10 protein-coding genes are annotated in these 16,265 nt (G+C 69.5%); 4 read left to right on the top strand and 6 right to left on the bottom strand.

Annotation, left to right across the window (positions count from 1 at the left end; genetic code table 11):
• Positions 1–22 precede the first annotated feature (22 nt).
• From ACIBGM_RS11420 to ACIBGM_RS11410, 3 genes are all read left to right on the top strand, one after another.
• Positions 23–238, top strand: a complete 216-nt coding sequence (locus ACIBGM_RS11420) for a hypothetical protein (protein ID WP_360517866.1) — start codon at positions 23–25, stop codon at positions 236–238.
• 113 nt (positions 239–351) lie between these two features.
• Positions 352–3,276 carry an ATP-binding protein gene (locus ACIBGM_RS11415; RefSeq protein WP_396385306.1) on the top strand — a complete coding sequence of 975 codons (2,925 nt, stop codon included), beginning with the start codon at positions 352–354 and terminating at the stop codon, positions 3,274–3,276.
• Between the two features lie 180 nt (positions 3,277–3,456).
• A complete protein-coding gene (locus tag ACIBGM_RS11410) occupies positions 3,457–4,686 on the top strand; it encodes an ROK family transcriptional regulator (protein ID WP_360517872.1) in 1,230 nt (409 codons plus the stop codon).
• A gap of 69 nt (positions 4,687–4,755) precedes the next feature.
• Here the strand turns inward: ACIBGM_RS11410 and ACIBGM_RS11405 are convergent, their stop codons facing one another.
• Positions 4,756–5,505: an alpha/beta fold hydrolase gene (locus tag ACIBGM_RS11405; RefSeq protein WP_396385304.1), complete on the bottom strand. Its 750-nt coding sequence runs from the start codon at positions 5,503–5,505 to the stop codon at positions 4,756–4,758.
• Positions 5,502–6,176, bottom strand: a complete 675-nt coding sequence (locus tag ACIBGM_RS11400) for a DUF998 domain-containing protein (RefSeq protein ID WP_396385303.1) — start codon at positions 6,174–6,176, stop codon at positions 5,502–5,504. Before ACIBGM_RS11400 ends, ACIBGM_RS11405 begins: the two co-directional genes overlap by 4 nt.
• Positions 6,177–6,285: 109 nt before the next feature.
• On the opposite strand from ACIBGM_RS11400, the gene lysX reads away from it, so the two are divergent.
• Positions 6,286–9,645, top strand: coding sequence for a bifunctional lysylphosphatidylglycerol synthetase/lysine--tRNA ligase LysX (gene lysX, locus ACIBGM_RS11395; protein ID WP_396385301.1), 3,360 nt, complete (start codon positions 6,286–6,288; stop codon positions 9,643–9,645).
• On the opposite strand, the gene ACIBGM_RS11390 is transcribed toward lysX, so the two are convergent.
• Genes ACIBGM_RS11390 through ACIBGM_RS11375 form a run of 4 tightly spaced genes read right to left on the bottom strand, consistent with a single transcriptional unit; the run spans position 9,642 to position 16,171 of the window.
• Positions 9,642–11,297, bottom strand: a complete 1,656-nt coding sequence (locus ACIBGM_RS11390; RefSeq protein WP_396385300.1) for a (2,3-dihydroxybenzoyl)adenylate synthase — start codon at positions 11,295–11,297, stop codon at positions 9,642–9,644. The genes lysX and ACIBGM_RS11390 overlap by 4 nt on opposite strands.
• On the bottom strand, positions 11,297–13,303 hold the full coding sequence (locus ACIBGM_RS11385) for an acetate--CoA ligase family protein (RefSeq protein ID WP_396385299.1): 2,007 nt from the start codon (positions 13,301–13,303) through the stop codon (positions 11,297–11,299). Before ACIBGM_RS11385 ends, ACIBGM_RS11390 begins: the two co-directional genes overlap by 1 nt.
• Positions 13,300–14,832 (bottom strand): FAD-dependent monooxygenase, encoded by a 1,533-nt coding sequence (locus ACIBGM_RS11380; RefSeq protein ID WP_396385298.1) that lies wholly within the window; start codon positions 14,830–14,832, stop codon positions 13,300–13,302. The genes ACIBGM_RS11385 and ACIBGM_RS11380 overlap by 4 nt, the downstream gene beginning before the upstream one ends.
• A gap of 13 nt (positions 14,833–14,845) precedes the next feature.
• Positions 14,846–16,171, bottom strand: a complete 1,326-nt coding sequence (locus ACIBGM_RS11375) for an MFS transporter (RefSeq protein ID WP_396385297.1) — start codon at positions 16,169–16,171, stop codon at positions 14,846–14,848.
• Between the last annotated feature and the right edge of the window lie 94 nt (positions 16,172–16,265).

Genomic DNA, 16,265 nt, shown 5'->3' with positions numbered 1-16,265 from the left:
CCATCAGTCGAGGGGATACAGCATGACCGCCCAGCACCACACTCCGAAGCACCAAGCAGAGCAGCCAGACGTCCAGCAGCCGGTCCAGGACGGCACCGACCCGCTCGGTCCGATCATGTTGCCGAAGCGCACCAAGGTCGGCGCCCGGGCGATGGCCCTGGTGGGCACCGTCGGCCTGAGCGCGTTCGCAGCCGCAGCTGCAGCGAACGTGGTCGACAGCACCTGGCCGACGATCTAGCCGCTGACCGACCAAGCGATTTTCGGACGGCGCCGACCGGTCCCCTGGGGGGTGGCCGGTCGGCGCTGCCGATTCGCTGCGGCGGCAGCAATACGTCGTTAGAGTTGGCAAGCATGCAGACCCGCGCACCCAGAGTGGTCGGCAGAGACCGGGAGATCGATCAGCTCCACCGTCGACTGGCCGAGACCCGAAACGGTCACGGGGGTGCGATCTTCCTGGTCGGCGAGCCCGGGATCGGCAAGAGCCGACTGGCCGGAGTGGGTACGGCGCACGCGCTCGACACCGGCATGGCGACGTTGCGCGGGCGGGTCGGAGCCATCGGCACGATGGTGGCGTTCCGCCCGTTCACCGAGGCACTGCTGTCACTCATCCGCCGCGGCGAGATGCCCGACGCCGACGGGCTCGGACCGTACCGGCAGGTGCTCGGACGCCTGGTGCCGGACTGGGACGACGGTACGGCGCACGACACCGCAACGTCGACCGTCGTCCTCGGTGAAGCTGTCCTGAGACTGCTCGCACTGGTCGGCAAGGACCGTGGTTGCCTGCTCGTGCTGGAGGACCTGCACGGGTCCGACCCCGAGACACTGGCCGTGGTCGAGTACCTGCTGGACAACCTGGAGGACCAGCCGATCACACTGGTCGCCACACTGCGGCCGGAGACCTGTGCGGCGTACGAACTCGCCACACTGTCCGCCCAACGCGGCTCGGCCAGCCTGATCGAGCTGCAGCCGCTGGACCGGGAGCAAGTAGGTGAGTTGGCCTCCGACTGCCTGGAGGTGCCGCCGAGCGGCGTACCCGATGCACTGGTCGAGCAACTGTGGCGTGACAGCGCCGGAATCCCTTTCATCGTTGAGGAACTGCTGCAGGAGGCGAGCAGGTCCGGACAGCTGCTGTCCAAGGCCGACGGCAGCGTGCAGGTCGTCGACGGTCTGCAGACGAACGTCCCAGCAGCAGTTGTCCGAAGCATCAGTAGCCGGACCGACCAGCTCGGACCACAGTCACGTGACCTGCTGGTCCTTGCTGCTGTCATCGGTCACCGCTTCCCGCTGAGCGTCGTACGCCAAGCAACTGGCACTGACGAACGGTTGCTGCTCGCCACGTTGCGGGCAGGGCTGGCGGCGCAGTTGGTCGGGCCGGACGAGCCGGTGCCGGACTGGTACGCGTTCCGGCATCCACTCACCGCAGACGCGTTGCTCGCCGGTCTCACTCCGACCGAGCGGGCGACACTCGCCAGGCGTTGCGCGGACGCGATCGAGGCGCTGCACCCTGGACTGCCGGGTGAGTGGTGCCAGATGGTTGCCGAGCTGGCCGAGACCGGCGGAGACAACGCACGAGCCGGCCGGTTGTTCGCCATGGCCGGGCGACGCTCGTTCGACGAGGGATCGATGGCGTCCGCGGTGAAGCTGCTGGAGCGGGCAACCGCCTTGCTGGCCAGCGATTCCGACACCAGCTACCGGGCCGAGGTGCTCGGGTCGTTGCTGATCGCACTGAGTGAGACCGGCCAGTTCGAGACCAGTACGGCGCACGCGGCAACGATCGAGGAGATGGCCGACCGCAACCTGGACAGCCGCAAGGTCGCCGCACTGCACGTGCAGCTGGCGAACCTCGAGCACATGGCCGGCCGCTGGTCCGCCGCACTGACCCAGGTGGCGACCGCACGGTCGCTGCTCGGCATCGACGCCGGCGACGCCGACCTCGCCCCGGTCGACGCGATCGCCGCACACCTCGAGCTGGCCCGGCCGAGTCCCGGCCGGCTCAAGGCCGCGACCGAGCTGGCCACCCGCGCCGCAGCAGCGGCCGAACGCGCCGATCTGCCCGCGGTCGCCTGCGACGCGCTGCAACTGCTCGGCATCCTGTCGCGCGAGCACGACCTCGACCGATCGATCGACTACTTCCACCGCGCCCGGCTGGTGGCCGAAGAGCACAACATGACCTTCCAGCGGGTGTGCTCGCACATCTTCCAGGCCGGCACGATCTGCCTGGCCGGAGGCAGCATCGTCGAGCTCGAACGGGCCCGGCAGCAGGCGCTGCGGATCGGCGCCATCCCGCTGGCCTACGAGGTGGACGGAATCCTCGGCCAGCAGGCGATCCTGCGCGCCGAGTACGACAAGGCCCAGGTCATCATCGACGAGTGCCTGGAGGTCACCCGGCGACTCCGGCTCGGCCGCTCGGCGACCTACTTCCTGTCCACCAAGGCCATCCTGGAGGCGCACCGGGGACGCCGTACGGCGATGGAGGAGACGCTGGCCGAGGCCGCCAACTGGGGTGGCGAGCGAGCGTCGTACGAACTGCCGTACTCCTACGGCCTGGCGCGCACCTTCTGCGCGCTGCTGGAGGAGAACCGGGAGCTGGCCGACTCCGAGATGGCCCAGGCCCTCGCGTACGACGCGCAGAACCCGACCACCCTGCACACGTCGGGCAAGTACGGGCTGGGGCTGCTGCTCGGCGTGCTGTCCGGTCGCAACGGCTGGGCGCATTTCGAGGCGACCACCGCCGCGGCGGCCAGTGGGATGCGGTGGAACAAGCAGTTCGTCCAGTGGGCGCACGCCGTACTGCTCGGACGGGACGGTCAGGTGGACGCGGCCAACGCCAAGGTGGCCGAGGCCCTGGAGACTGCGTCGATCTACCCGATGGCGCGGTACCTGGGTCTGCGGCTGGTCGCCGAGCCGGCGCACGCCGACGGCTGGGGTGAGCCGGTCGCGTGGCTCCGGCAGGCCGAGGACTACTTCCACAACGCGGACATCCAGGCGGTCGCGAGCTCGTGCCGCAGTCTGCTGCGCCAGCTCGGAGCGACGGTGTCACAGCGCCGCAGCGGCACCGAGCAGGTGCCGGCGCACCTGCGCCAGCTCGGCATCACCAGCCGCGAGTACGAGGTGTGCCGGTTGCTGGTGGACCGGATCGGGAACAAGTCGATCGCGTCCCGGCTGCACATCTCGCCACGGACGGTGGAGAAGCATGTCGCCAGCCTGATGACCAAGACCCAGCAACCGGACCGGGAGGCACTGAGCAGTTTCGCTCGCACCGTTGTGCAGGACTGATTGGTGGTCCGATTCCGGCACTGGTGCGTGTGCTGGGAGACGGGACGGCCCGAGGGTGATACTTGTCGACTCACGCATTCGGCGACCGCCCGTCGGCGTGGCACGGCACAGCAGAACTCGGTAATTTATGAACGCTCGCTTTCTATATAGGATGGGCGAGTGGCAGGCAAGGGGTCGGACATGAGCAAGGGAACGGTCGGCGGCGGCGGTACGACGATGCTGCGGCGGATCAACGTCGCGGCGGTACTGGACGCGGTACGCCGCTCCGCGCCCGCACCACTGCGCGTCGCCGAGCTGGTGGAGCGGACCGGTCTGGCCAGACCGACCGTCGCCCAGGCCGTCGACGAGCTGCTGGACGCCGGCTGGCTGCAGCAGCACGGTCCGGACTCAGCGGACCGCTCACTCGGCCGTCCGGCGATCCGTGTCTCACTGCGTGGACGCGCAGCACCGGTGCTCGGCCTGGACGTCGGCCCGCACCGGGTGACGGTGGGTGTTTCCGACTTGGCTGGTCGCAAGCTTGCGCTGGTCCGCCGCTCCGGGCCTGGCTGGACGGCGCAGGAGCTGCTCGGGGTCATCAGTGAGGTGATCACCGAGGCGCTCGCGGAGGCCGAGGTGCCGGCCGAGGACATCGCTGCTGCGGTGGCCGCGAGCCCGGGCATCGTGGACGAGCACACTGGTCGGGTCCAGCTGGTCCCGAGTGTGCCGGGCTGGTCGGCGGTCGACCTCACCAAGCATGTCCGCAGCCTGCTCGACTGCCCGGTGATGCTCGACAACGACGCCAACCTGGCCGCGCTGGCCATTGCTGCTGCTCGCGGTGGCACGGGAACGCTGCTTGCAGTGCAGTGGGGCGAGCGACTCGGTGCCGGCATCGTGATCGACGGCCGGCTGCACCGGGGCACGGGTGCTGCGGGTGAGATCGGGTTCATCGCAACCGCGCCGGACGACGTGATCAACCCGGAGGACAGCCGCGGACCGCTGGAGCGTGCGGTCGGCTCGGAGGCGATCGCTGCGCTGGGCCGTCAGGCTGCGCTCGACAACCCGGACTCGCGGCTGGCCGAGCTGGGTGGCGAGCAGCTGGACACCGCTGACGTGTTCGCGGCTGCGGCCGAGCGTGACCCGGTGGCGCAGGCCGTCGTACAGCAGGTCGCGCGGGACTTCGCTCGTGCGCTGGCCCCCGCCGTACTTGTACTGGACCCGACGGCCGTGGTGATCGGTGGCGGTGTCGCCCGCGCGGGCGCCGTATTGCTCGATGCCATCTCTGACCAGCTCCGTCTGCTCACCCTCAACCACCCCAAGCTGGAGCTCTCCGCCCTGGCCGAGGACGCAGTAGTCACCGGCGCCATGCGCATGGCCCTGGACGAGGTCTGGCAGCGCAAACTCCCGACGCCCGCCCTCACCAGCACGGCCTAAGCCGTCCGAGGCCCTTCCACGAACTTCGAACCAGCGGCACCGCACCAACAGGACGTGAAGCGGAAGGGTTTACCCGCGGATGGCGTCGGCGAGGGCGTCGGGGCGGTCTAGGTGGACCAGGTGGGCTGAGTCGGGGAGGACCTCGACGGTGCCGTGGAGGGTGTCGGCCAGGCGTTGCTGGCCGGACAGCCAGCGGTTTGCGGTGAAGCGGGAGCTGCCGCCGGTGGCGACCAGAAGGGTGGTCGGCACGATCTCGCCGACCGGGCCGCCGACCAGCGTGCCGACCTCCGCCGCGAGCTCCCAGCTGTTGGCGAGCTCGTCCCAGAACAGCAGCCAGGACAACGCGTCGCCGTACCGCTTCCGCGCGGTTGCCTTGGACAACAGATCCCGGTTCGACGCGCTCCCGACCCAGACGATCAGCCGCCGGAGCGCCGGACCGAGCAGTTGCGGTACGCCGACCCGCCCGAGCAACCGCAGGAACGCCCGCACCACCCGGTCACCCCGCGTCCCCGGATACAGCCAACGCACCCCGGTCTCCGACGTGAGGCTGGTGTCGACGAGCACGAGCCGACTGACCTCGAGCGGCCGGGTCAGCGCCCACCGCAGTACCGCCAGGCCGCCGATGGAGTGCCCGATCAGCCCGATCTCCGCGTCCGCCGGTACGCCGGCCGCCGTCCGCAGCTCGTCGACACTCGACGTGATCGGCGTCCGCCACGGATCGATCACCCGCAGATCCAGCCCCGGCAACAGCTCGACCACCCGGGCGAACTCCTCCGGAGTCTCGGCCAGGCCAGGGAGCAGGACCCAGGTTGTTGTCATCGAAGGAAAGCTTGCCTCAGGCCTGGTAACAATGTCGCCAGCATTAGGCAGACCAGGAGGACCGAGACCCGCTGCAGGATGCCCGGCGGATGGAGGTCACTGCCGGTCAGCACCTCGAGACCGGTCTCGATGCCGAGCCAGGCCTGGGTGATCGCGACTCCGGCAGCCAGTACGGCGACCAGGCGGCCCCACACTCCACCCCAGCCCGACCGGCGTAGGACCAGGACCGCGAAGATGCCCATGGCAACGCTCCCGATCCCGGCCATGGTCGAGGTGATCTCGTGCAGCAGCAGCGCCGTACCGGCCTCACCGTTCGCCTCCGCGGCGCGGCATGCTTCGCTCGGTGACGGCGCGCAGTCCATCGGCGAGAACGAGTCGAAGATCGTCCCCGCGCCGAAAACCGCCGCGCTGATCAGCAATCCCGCGATGTCGCGGTGCATCCGGGCCGCCGGGCGACCGAGGATCGCGGCGATCAGCAGGAGCACGCCGGCGCCGAGGTCGAGCGCCCGGGCGTACGGGCTGGTCGGCTGGTCGCGCGCGCCGAGCTCGCTGAGGAACGACGTGTGGATGTCGAGCGGGTAGCCGGCGACCGCTTCCAGGATCAGGCTGCAGTAAAGCACGCCGGCGGCGATCATCACGTTGCGCATCAAGCGATACGGGACGGTCACCATGCCCGCCAGGGTCGCACACGGAGCAAGGCATTTACTGTCGAGTCAGGTACACCCTCAAGGTAGTGCCAGCGCCACCGAACCGTCCCGGAACTAGTGGCATGATCGCTGGGTGCGCCCGGTTCAGGCAGAGGTGGTGGTCCCGCAGTGGCAGCAGCGCGCTGCCGTCTGGGTGGGCCGCGTCGTGGTCGCCGCCTCGGTCTGGTCGTTCATCGCGATCCCGTTGCACCTGTTCGCCCCGGCGTACGTCCGGCGCGTGGACCAAGCCTTCGACTTCTTCGGCATCCCGGCCGGGCACACGTTCTTCTCCGCGGTCTACCTGGCCGTCATCGGCAGTGCCTTGCTGCGCGGCAAGCGCGCCGCGTTGCTCTGGGTGCTGTGGGTGTTCCAGGCACTGTGGCTGATCGAGCAGACCGCGGCGGTCGCGTTCACCAGCGTCCGGCTGGCCAACCCGAACGACGCCGAGCTGCTCAGAGAGTTCGGCCCGGCCACCGTCCAGGACCTGGAGTGGGGCATCGCCCAGCTGGTCGTGGTGGTCGCGATCATCGTGCTGCTGTGGAAGATCCGCGGTGCCTTCCCGGCCCGGCTGGCGCCCGGCACCCGGCGGCTCGCGATCGGCGCGCTGCTGACCGGCCTGCTGATCTCGGCCGCGGTCAGCATCACGCTGACCCAGATCTTCCCGAAGGACCTGACCGGCCAGCGGGAGAAGATCGGCTGGGCGATCATCGCGGCCCTCGGCCAGTCCCGCAGCCGGATGGGGGGTCACGAAGGGCACGGCTGGATCGGCCTGACCGTCGGAGCCATCTCGGCCGCCTCGCTCGTGATCGCGTTCGCCATCTTCCTACGCTCGGTCCGCCGGGTCCGCTACCTCAGCCAGGCCGAGGAGCTCGACGTACGGCGGCTGCTCCTGCTGCACGGGGAACGCGACTCGCTCGGGTACTTCGCGACCCGCCGCGACAAGGCGGTCATCTTCTCCCCCGCCAAGGACGCTGCGATCGCGTACCGCGTGGTCAACGGGGTGAGCCTGGCCAGCGGCGATCCGCTCGGCGACCCGGCCGACTGGCCCGGTGCGATCAAGGTGTGGCTGGCCGAAGCACACACCTACGGCTGGTCCCCCGCCGTGCTGTCGGCGAGCGAGGAGGCGGCGCACGCGTACGTCGACGCCGGACTGCGCGCGTTGTCGATGGGAGACGAGGCGATCATCGACGTCGCCGACTTCACGCTCGAGGGCCGGACGATGCGGCCGGTGCGGCAGGCGGTGACGCGGGTCCAGCGGGCCGGGTACCACGCCGAGGTGGTCCGGCACGGCGACCTGTCGCCGGAGGCTCTGTCGGAGTACGTCGGGCTGGCCGAGCAGTGGCGTGGTGCGCAGACCGAGCGTGGGTTCTCGATGGCGCTCGGGCGGCTGGGCGATCCGGCCGACGCGCGGTGCGTGATGGTGATCGCCCGCGACGCCGACGGGTCGGTTCGCGGGTTGTTGTCGTTCGCGCCGTGGGGTGTCCGGGGTGTCTCGCTCGACCTGATGCGGCGGGATCCCGAGTCGGTCAACGGCTTGATGGAGTTCATGGTCACGTCGCTGGTGGACGCTTGCGGGGACCTGGGGGTGCACCGGATCTCGCTGAACTTCGCGATGTTCCGGGAGATCTTCAGCGACGCCGAGCGGGTCGGCGCCGGGCCGGTGCTGCGGTTGACCAGGGCATTGCTGACGGCTGCGTCCCGGTTCTGGCAGCTGGAGAGCCTGTACCAGTCGAACGAGAAGTACCTGCCGCGCTGGTCGCCGCGGCTGATCTGCTACTCGCGGGGTGCATCGCTGGCCCAGGTGCTGCTTGCGGCCGGGACGGCTGAAGGCTTCCTGCCGGCGCCACGGCCGTGGACCCGGGTCGACAGCGTGGAGACGGTCGACCGGCACGTGATCATGGCTGCGGACGGTGACGCTTTCGCGGTCGCCGTACGCGGGCAGGAAGAGGAGCTGCTGCGGCCGGCGTTGCCGGATCGGAAGCTGACCGAGCAGGAGCAGATCCGCCGTACCAAGCTGGCCGAGCTTGTTGCTGCTGGCATCGATCCGTATCCCGTGAACGTGCCGCGGACGGAGGACCTGGAGCGGATTCGCTCGCTGTACCCGAATCTGCCGGCCGACCATCGCACCGGCGCGACCGTGTCCGTGACCGGGCGGGTGATGCGGATGCGGAACCATGGCGGGCTGTCGTTCGCGCAGTTGCAGGACGGGCTGTCGCAGCTGCAGGTGATGCTGACCGCGGACGAGTGTGGTGACGTGCCGCTGGACCACTGGCGGCGGCTGGTGGACATCGGTGACCACGTCAGCGTGACCGGTGAGGTCGTGACGAGTCGTCGCGGTGAGCTCTCGATCGCGGTGACGAGTTGGGTGATGGCTGCGAAGTGCCTGCATCCGTTGCCGGACAAGCGGAAGGGGTTCACCGACCCGGAGGCGCGGGTCCGGCAGCGGCATCTCGACCTGGTGATGAATCCGGACTCGTTGCGGATGATGCAGCAGCGCAGTACGGCGGTACGGGCCCTGCGCAACGGTTTCGAGGCGCGCGGGTTCATCGAGGTGGAGACGCCGATGCTGCAGGCCGTGCACGGCGGGGCGAACGCACGGCCGTTCGCGACGCACATCAACGCCTACGACACCGAGCTGTTCCTGCGGATCGCGCCGGAGCTGTTCCTGAAGCGGCTCAGCGTCGGCGGGCTCGGCAAGGTGTTCGAGCTGAACCGGAACTTCCGCAACGAGGGCGCGGACGCGACGCACAACCCGGAGTTCACCTCGGTCGAGGCGTACCAGCCGTACGCCGACTACCACGTGATGCGCGAGCTCACCCGGGAACTGCTGATCGAGGCCGCGACCGCGGTGTTCGGCAAGCCGGTGGTGCAGCGGCCGGACGGCGAGATCGACATCTCCGGCGACTGGCCGGTGATCACCGTCCACGACGCGGTCGGGCGCGCTACCGGGAGGTCGATCTCGGCGGACACCACGGTCGAGGAACTGCGCGGGTTGTGTGCGACGCACGGCGTACACACGACCTTCGAGCTGACGGCGGGCGAGCTGGTCCTCGAGCTGTACGACGAGCTCGTCGAGCCGGCCACGACCCTGCCGACGTTCTACACCGACTTCCCGCTCGAGACGTCACCGCTCACCCGGACCCACCGCTCCGATGGGCGCCTGGCCGAACGCTGGGACCTGGTCGCCTTCGGCGCCGAGATCGGTACGGCGTACTCCGAGCTCGTCGACCCGGTCGAACAACGCCGCCGGCTCACCGACCAGTCCCTGAAAGCCGCCGCCGGCGACCCCGAAGCCATGTCCCTCGACGAAGACTTCCTCTCCGCCCTCGAGTACGCCATGCCCCCGACCGGCGGCCTCGGCATCGGCGTGGACCGCGTCATGATGATGCTCACCGGCCAAAACATCCGCGCCACCCTAGCCTTCCCCTTCGTCCGCCCAACCCCGCGAGACTAGCTGCGGGCGGAGACGTGACCGTGCTCGGCTTCGAGCCGGGTCGCGATGTCCGTGCGGAGGGCGGCCTTGTCGATCTTGCCTACCTTGGTGGTGGGGAGTTCTTCGACGAGGACCAGGTGTTCGGGGAGTTTGTAGGCGGCTACGCCTAGTTGTTCCATCGAGTGGCGGACGGCTTCGAGGGTGACGCCGGCGCCTTCGCGGGGGACGACGTAGAGGCAGACGCGTTCGCCCAGGCGGGGGTCGGGCATGGCGATGGCGGCGACCTGCTGGACCTGGGGCAGGGTGTAGGTGAGGTTCTCGACCTCTTCGGCGGAGATCTTCTCGCCGGCCCGGTTGATCATGTCCTTGTCGCGGCCCTCGACGATCAGGTTGCCACCGGCAACGATGCGGCAGATGTCGCCGCTGCGGTACCAGCCGTCGGGGGTGAAGGCGCGGGCGTTCTGCTGCTCGGCCTTGTAGTAGCCGCGCGGGGTGTATGGGCCGCGGGTCAGGAGTGAGCCCGGTTCGCCGGCAGGGACCGGGTTGTCCAAGGGATCGACGACCTGCACTTCATCGTCGGGGCACATCGGCCGCCCCTGGGTGGTGCAGATGACGTCCTCAGGGTCGTCGAGGCGAGTGTAGTTGAGCAGACCCTCCGCCATCCCGAACACCTGCTGCAGCGTGCAGCCCAGCACGGGCTTGATCTTGCGAGCCACCTCGTCGGCCAGCCGGGCTCCCCCAACCTGCAGCACCCGCAGCGACGACAGGTCCTCACCCGCATAGTCGTCCAGCCAGCGCTGTGCAACCGCAGGCACCACCGCAGTGTGCGTGACACCCTGAACAGCGATCGTGGCAAAGGCCCGGCGCGGCTCTGGGCTCGGCAGCATCACCACAGTCCCACCGACCAGCAGCGCGCCCAGCAGACCGGGACAGGCGAGTGGGAAGTTGTGCCCGGCCGGTAGCGAGACCAGGTAGACCGTCGAGGCATCCATGCCGGACACCTCACCGCTGCGCTTGGCGTTGTACGTGTAGTCGTCATGCGTCCGAGCGATCAGCTTCGGCAGTCCCGTCGTACCACCGGACAACAGGAAGACCGCCACACTCCGACTGTCCGGCTCCGGCCCGTCCCAAACGCCGGCCTCCGAGCACAGCGACCGCAAGTCAACGCTGTCGCCGCGCAGGTCGTCACCAGCGACCAGCACGTGCTGCAACGACTCCACCTCGCCCACGAGCCGATGCCCGAGCTCCTGGTGGTCGAAGTCCCGCAGCACATCCGGTACGGCGATAGCCGCAGCCTCGGCGTGCGCCGCCAGATACGACAGCTCGTGATAGCGGTGACCAGGCAACGCCATCACCGGTACGACGCCGGCCCGCAGACAAGCCAGCGTGAGAACGACGAACTCCCACCCGTTCGGAAGCTGTACGACGATCCGGTCGTCCGCACGCAGTCCCAACTCCAGCAGCCTGGCCGCAGCGCCATCGGCACGACCGGTCAGCTCGGCGTAGGTCAACCTGACCTCACCATCCACCAGTGCGAGCTTGTCCGGCGTACGGTCCGCCTGCTGCCAGATGTGGAAGGGCAGACTCCGGCCTTCCCAGTAGCCGGCCGCGACATAGCGTGCCGCGTCCTCGGCAGGCCAGGGGACGACACCATCGGCGATCGGACTGACCATCACTGCTCCTTGCTCACGATCACGGCGTCCAGCGCGACCAAGCCGTCGCGGGTCAGCCGGAGGGGATTGATTTCGATCTCGTCGACCTCCGGTGCGGCCAGCAAGACCGCACCGAGGGCCCGCACCACCTGTGCAAGCTCCACAGCGTCCAGCACCGGCCCACCACGCCAGCCGTGCAGCAATGCATGCCCCAGCAGCTCATCCGGCATCGCCGCCGCTTCAGCGACGGACAACGGCGCAGCACGTACGGCGACATCAGCAAGCGCCTCTGCTGTCGTGCCGCCGAGGCCCACGAGCACAACAGGCCCGAACACCGGGTCGCGACGGGCACCGACGATCAGGTCGACACCAGGCGGTGCCATGGCCTCCACGAGCACCCGCCGATCGCCCAGCGCGGCCAAGGCGTCGGTCAGGTCGCCGTGCGTGCGCACACCGAGGTGCACTCCGCCGATCTCGGTCTTGTGGAGGACCGCGGCGTCGAGGATCTTGACGGCGACCGGACCGCCGAGGGAATCGAGGGCGGCGTGGGCTTCGTCGGGTGACGCGCAGGGGACCCGGCGTTGGGTGACGATGCCCAGGGTGTCCAAGACGGACTTGGCCTGGTGCTCGTCCCAGGGACCTGGCGGAACGACGACCGACGGCATCGGACCCGGGTCACCAGAGCTGCGGAAAGACAGCCTGGCGTCTTCCACCAGGGCTCGGATCGCATGCGTGAGGGCGGTCGGGCTGGTGGCTACCGGATAGCCATGGCTGTTCAGGCCCGACCGGACTGCGACGACGTCCGCGGTGGAACCGCCCACGGCGACCACAGTAGGCGTGCAACGGGCCAGCGGGGAGACTTCGGCGGCCAGGTCGAGGCTGTCAGGCTCCGACAACGCGTACACCGCGACCAGGTCGACCGCCGGGTCGTCGCCGACCACGGACACGACCTCACCGAAGCCCGGCGCCGGCCGGCCCGTGTCGACCGGGTTGGCCTGGTAGGTCATCGGTGGAAGCAGTTCGCCCAGGCGAGCCTGTGCAGCGTTCGACAACACCGGCACCCGGACCCCGGAGTCTCGCAACCCGTCCAACAACAGCAGTCCGGGACCTGCCTGCGCAGTCACCACACCGACACCAGGGTCCGCCGACGGAGCCAACCGAGTCATCGACAACGCGCCCACTGCATCGACCAGTTGGCGTTCGTCGTCGACCAGCACCGCACCGGCCTGCCGGAGTACTCCCCGTGTCGTACGCCAGGAGGTGGCCAGCGCACCCGTGTGCGACTGCGCGAACTCCCCCACGTCGTTGCGCCCGACAACCAGCGCGACCACGGGCTTCACCGACGACAACCGCGCCACCGCGTGCACGAGCCGCGACCCGTGCGCCACCGACTCGATGTGCAGGGCAACTGCAGTCGTCGCCGGGTCGTCCAGCAGATAGTCGAGTACGTCGACCATGTCCACATCCACCGCGTTGCCCAGGCCGACGGCGACGCTGACGCCGTACCCGGCCTCGGCCAAGAGGAACGAGAGCGCGTGGTTGACGCCGCCGCTCGCCGCGACCACGCCCACTCCGCCGGACGGCACTGTGGCAGCGCTCGGCACGAAGCTGGCGGTCAGCTTGCGCGAGGGCACCAGGAAGCCGGACGTGTTCGGGCCGAGCACGCGGATGCCATAGCGGTCGACAACCTCAGCCAACGCCTCCTGGTACTCGGGATGACCGGCTTCAGCGAACCCACCGGCACACACCAGGGCCGCGCTGGCACCAGCCTTGGCTGCTTCAGCGACTGCGTCCGCGCTGGCCGGCGCCGGGACGCAGACAACTGCGAGGTCGATCGGAGCGCCGAGTACGTCGACCGCTTCGGCGACCGAGCCGTGCAGCTGCGAGTCCCGGGAGTTGACCAGCGCAAGCGGCCCGTCATACGTGGCGAGGGAGCGCGCCATCACCGCGCCGAGCTTCGCCGGGTTGCGCGAGGCGCCGATCACTGCGACCCCGCGAGGGGTGAACAACCCCTCGAGCCCGTTCACGCGCTCCCTCCCACGGTCGGGCTGACCCCGGTGACGCGGCCGCTGGTCCGGCCCACCAGATCGGCACGCCCGGAGAGCAGGAGGGTCTCGACCTCGTCCGGGGTCAGCTCGTCATCGACCACCAGGGCAGGCGTCCCGGCCACCAGCCGCGACTCCTCCGCCAGCAGCGTCCGCGTCAACCGCGAACCACCGTGCACCGCCACCACCGCAGGACCGGCCAGTACGCCGGAATGCAGCGAAGCCAGCGCCGCCGGCAGCCCCTGCTCATCAACCGGAGCCTCGATCCACAAGGCACGATTACCGACCTCCGCGACATCCACCCACCGACCGGGCAACGACAGCCCGCCCGAGTGGAACGGCGTGTCGAGCGGAGCCGGGCCGTTCTCCGCGTGCCACGCAGTACGCGTCGCCGCGACGAAGGCCGGATCGCGCCGGGCCAGCTTCCCGCCGCTGATGCTGCGGGTGAGGAAGTGGAAGGCGAACTGCCACGGCTCGAGCGAGTCGTGGTAGCGCCCGAAGTGCTCCCACCAGGACAGACTCGGCCGCGCCGACCCCTGGATCTTCTCCACCGAGGGCCGAGCCGATTCCTCGTACGCCGCCAGCGCCGCCGGGATGTCGTCGTACGAGGTCAGGGCCGCAGCCAGCGCGACCGCGTCCTCCATCGCCATCTTCGTTCCCGAGCCGACCGAGAAGTGCGCCGTGTGCGCGGCATCCCCGAGCAGTACGACGTTGCCGTGCGACCAGCGCCCGGTCCGCCGGGTCCGGAAGCTCCCCCAGCGCGAGTTGTTCACCAGCAGCGGATGACCGTCGATCTGCTCGGCGAACAACTTCTCCAGGTACACCTTGGTCTTCAGGTCACTCGGCCCCGGCGGCTGCGACACGTCGAACTCGTCCAGCCCGGCCCGCAGCCAGGAGTCCCGGTCCGTCTCGACGATGAACGTACTCACGTCCGGGCTGATCGGATACCCGTGGACGGCGAACACGCCGTCGTCGCCGCGCTCGTGGACGAAGGTGAGTCCGTCGAAGTGGTACGTCGTACCGAACCAGATGAACTTCGCCGCCGCCGCCTCCACCATCGGCTCGAGAACGCCCGCCAGCCGCTCCCGGATCCGTGAGTTGGCGCCGTCGGCCGCCACGACCAGGTCGTACCCGGTCAGGTCGTCCAGGTCCACCTCGGTCTCGAATCGCAGCGTCACTCCGACGTCGACGGCCCGCTGCTGCAATACGGCGAGCAGCGTCTTGCGGGCGATCGCCGCCATGCCCATCCCGCCACACCGGAACCGCTCACCCTTCAACCGGACCTCGATCGCGTCCCAGTGCACGCCGTACTGCGTGAGCGCGTCGCGGACCACCGGGTCGGCGGCGTGGATGGCGGCCAGCGTGGCGTCGGAGAACACCACCCCGAAGCCGAACGTGTCGTCCGCGCGGTTGCGCTCGAACACGGTCACCTCGGCCGACGGGTCACTCGCCTTCACCAGGGTGGCGAGGAACAACCCGCCCGGCCCGCCGCCGACACATGCGATCCGCATTTGCTGGTTCCTCTCAGGCCTGGGTCGTCTGGGGAGTCGTGCCGAGCGCCGGCTCCGGCCGGCGCTCCCGCGCGGTCCGCGGTACGGCGGCGATCACCAGCGCACCGAGGACGGCCGGGACGGCGAAACCGTAGAAGTTCCAGTCGAGGCTAAGCCCGGAGTCGAGCACCCAGCCACCGAACAGCGGGCCGACGATCGCGCCGAGCCGGCCGACGCCGAGCGACCAGCCGAGCGCGGTGGCCCGGCTCCCGGCCGGATAGTGCGTGGCGACGTACCCGTTGACGAGGATCTGGGTGCCGACCGTGCCCAGGCCGGCGATCGCGATCAGCAGGTAGAGGGCGACCGCGGCCGGGTTGACGCTCAGCGTGTAGATCGAGAAGGCGGCCAGGGCGAACGCGACCGTGGTGACGACCTTCGAGCCGAACCGGTCGGCGAGCGTCGAGGCCACCAGTGCGCCGACGATCGCGCCGAGGTTCATCACCAGGAGGAACCGCAGCGACGAGCCGAGCGGGTAGCCGGACTGCCGCATGATCTGCGGGAGCCAGGTGTTGAGCCCGTAGACGAGCAGCAGCCCGAAGAAGCTGGCCAGCCCGAACAGGATGGTCGCGGCGAGGTGCTTGCGTCCGAACAGTACGGCGAGTGCACTCCACTTGCTGCTGGAGTCGGTCGCGACAGGCTCGGGTTGGACGCCGTACTTGGCGGCCAGGGCAGCGGCCTCGTCGTGGCGGCCGCGCGCCTGCAGGAAGCTGACCGACTCGGGCAGGAACTTCCAGGCCAGCGGCAGCACCAGGACGAGCGGCGCCATCCCGATCCAGAACATGATCCGGAACCCCTGCGTGGGCACGAGGTTGATCGCGAGGACGGCCGCGAGCACACCGCCGAGCGAGAAGCCGGAGAACATCAGCGCGTTGTTGAAGTTCCGGCGGTGCGGCGGCGCGTACTCGACGGTCAGCGCGATCGCGGTCGGGACCACGCCGCCGAGGCCGAGACCGGTGATGAACCGCAGCAGGCCGAAGACCTCGGGATTGGGCGCCAGGGCGGTCGCCCCCATCGCGAGCGAGAACCAGATGATGCTGGCGAACATGATCCGGCGGCGCCCGACGATGTCGGTCAGCGCGCCCACGCAGAGCGTGCCGATCACCATGCCGGTGAGCGCGTAGCTGCCGATCGCGCCGGCCTGGGCGGCGGTCAGCTGCCAGTCGGGATTCTTCAGCAGCGACGGTACGACGGCGCCGTACACGATCAGGTCGTAACCGTCGAAGACGATCGTGACGAAGCAGATGGCGACCACCCAGAGACCGGCGCGGGACCGGGCGATGGTGGCGGTGGGACTGGTCATGTGCGGGCCCTCGATTCGTACCGGGCTGGCTGGGGATGTTCCGAAAGTAGAACTGATCACAGACGACCGTCAAGACTTTGACACGCTTTTGATG

This window comes from Kribbella sp. NPDC050470 (assembly GCF_044458365.1).
Classification (GTDB): Bacteria; Actinomycetota; Actinomycetes; order Propionibacteriales; family Kribbellaceae; genus Kribbella.
The sequence above is the reverse complement of the archived record's forward strand: the minus strand, read 5'-3'. Positions and strand labels throughout refer to the sequence as shown.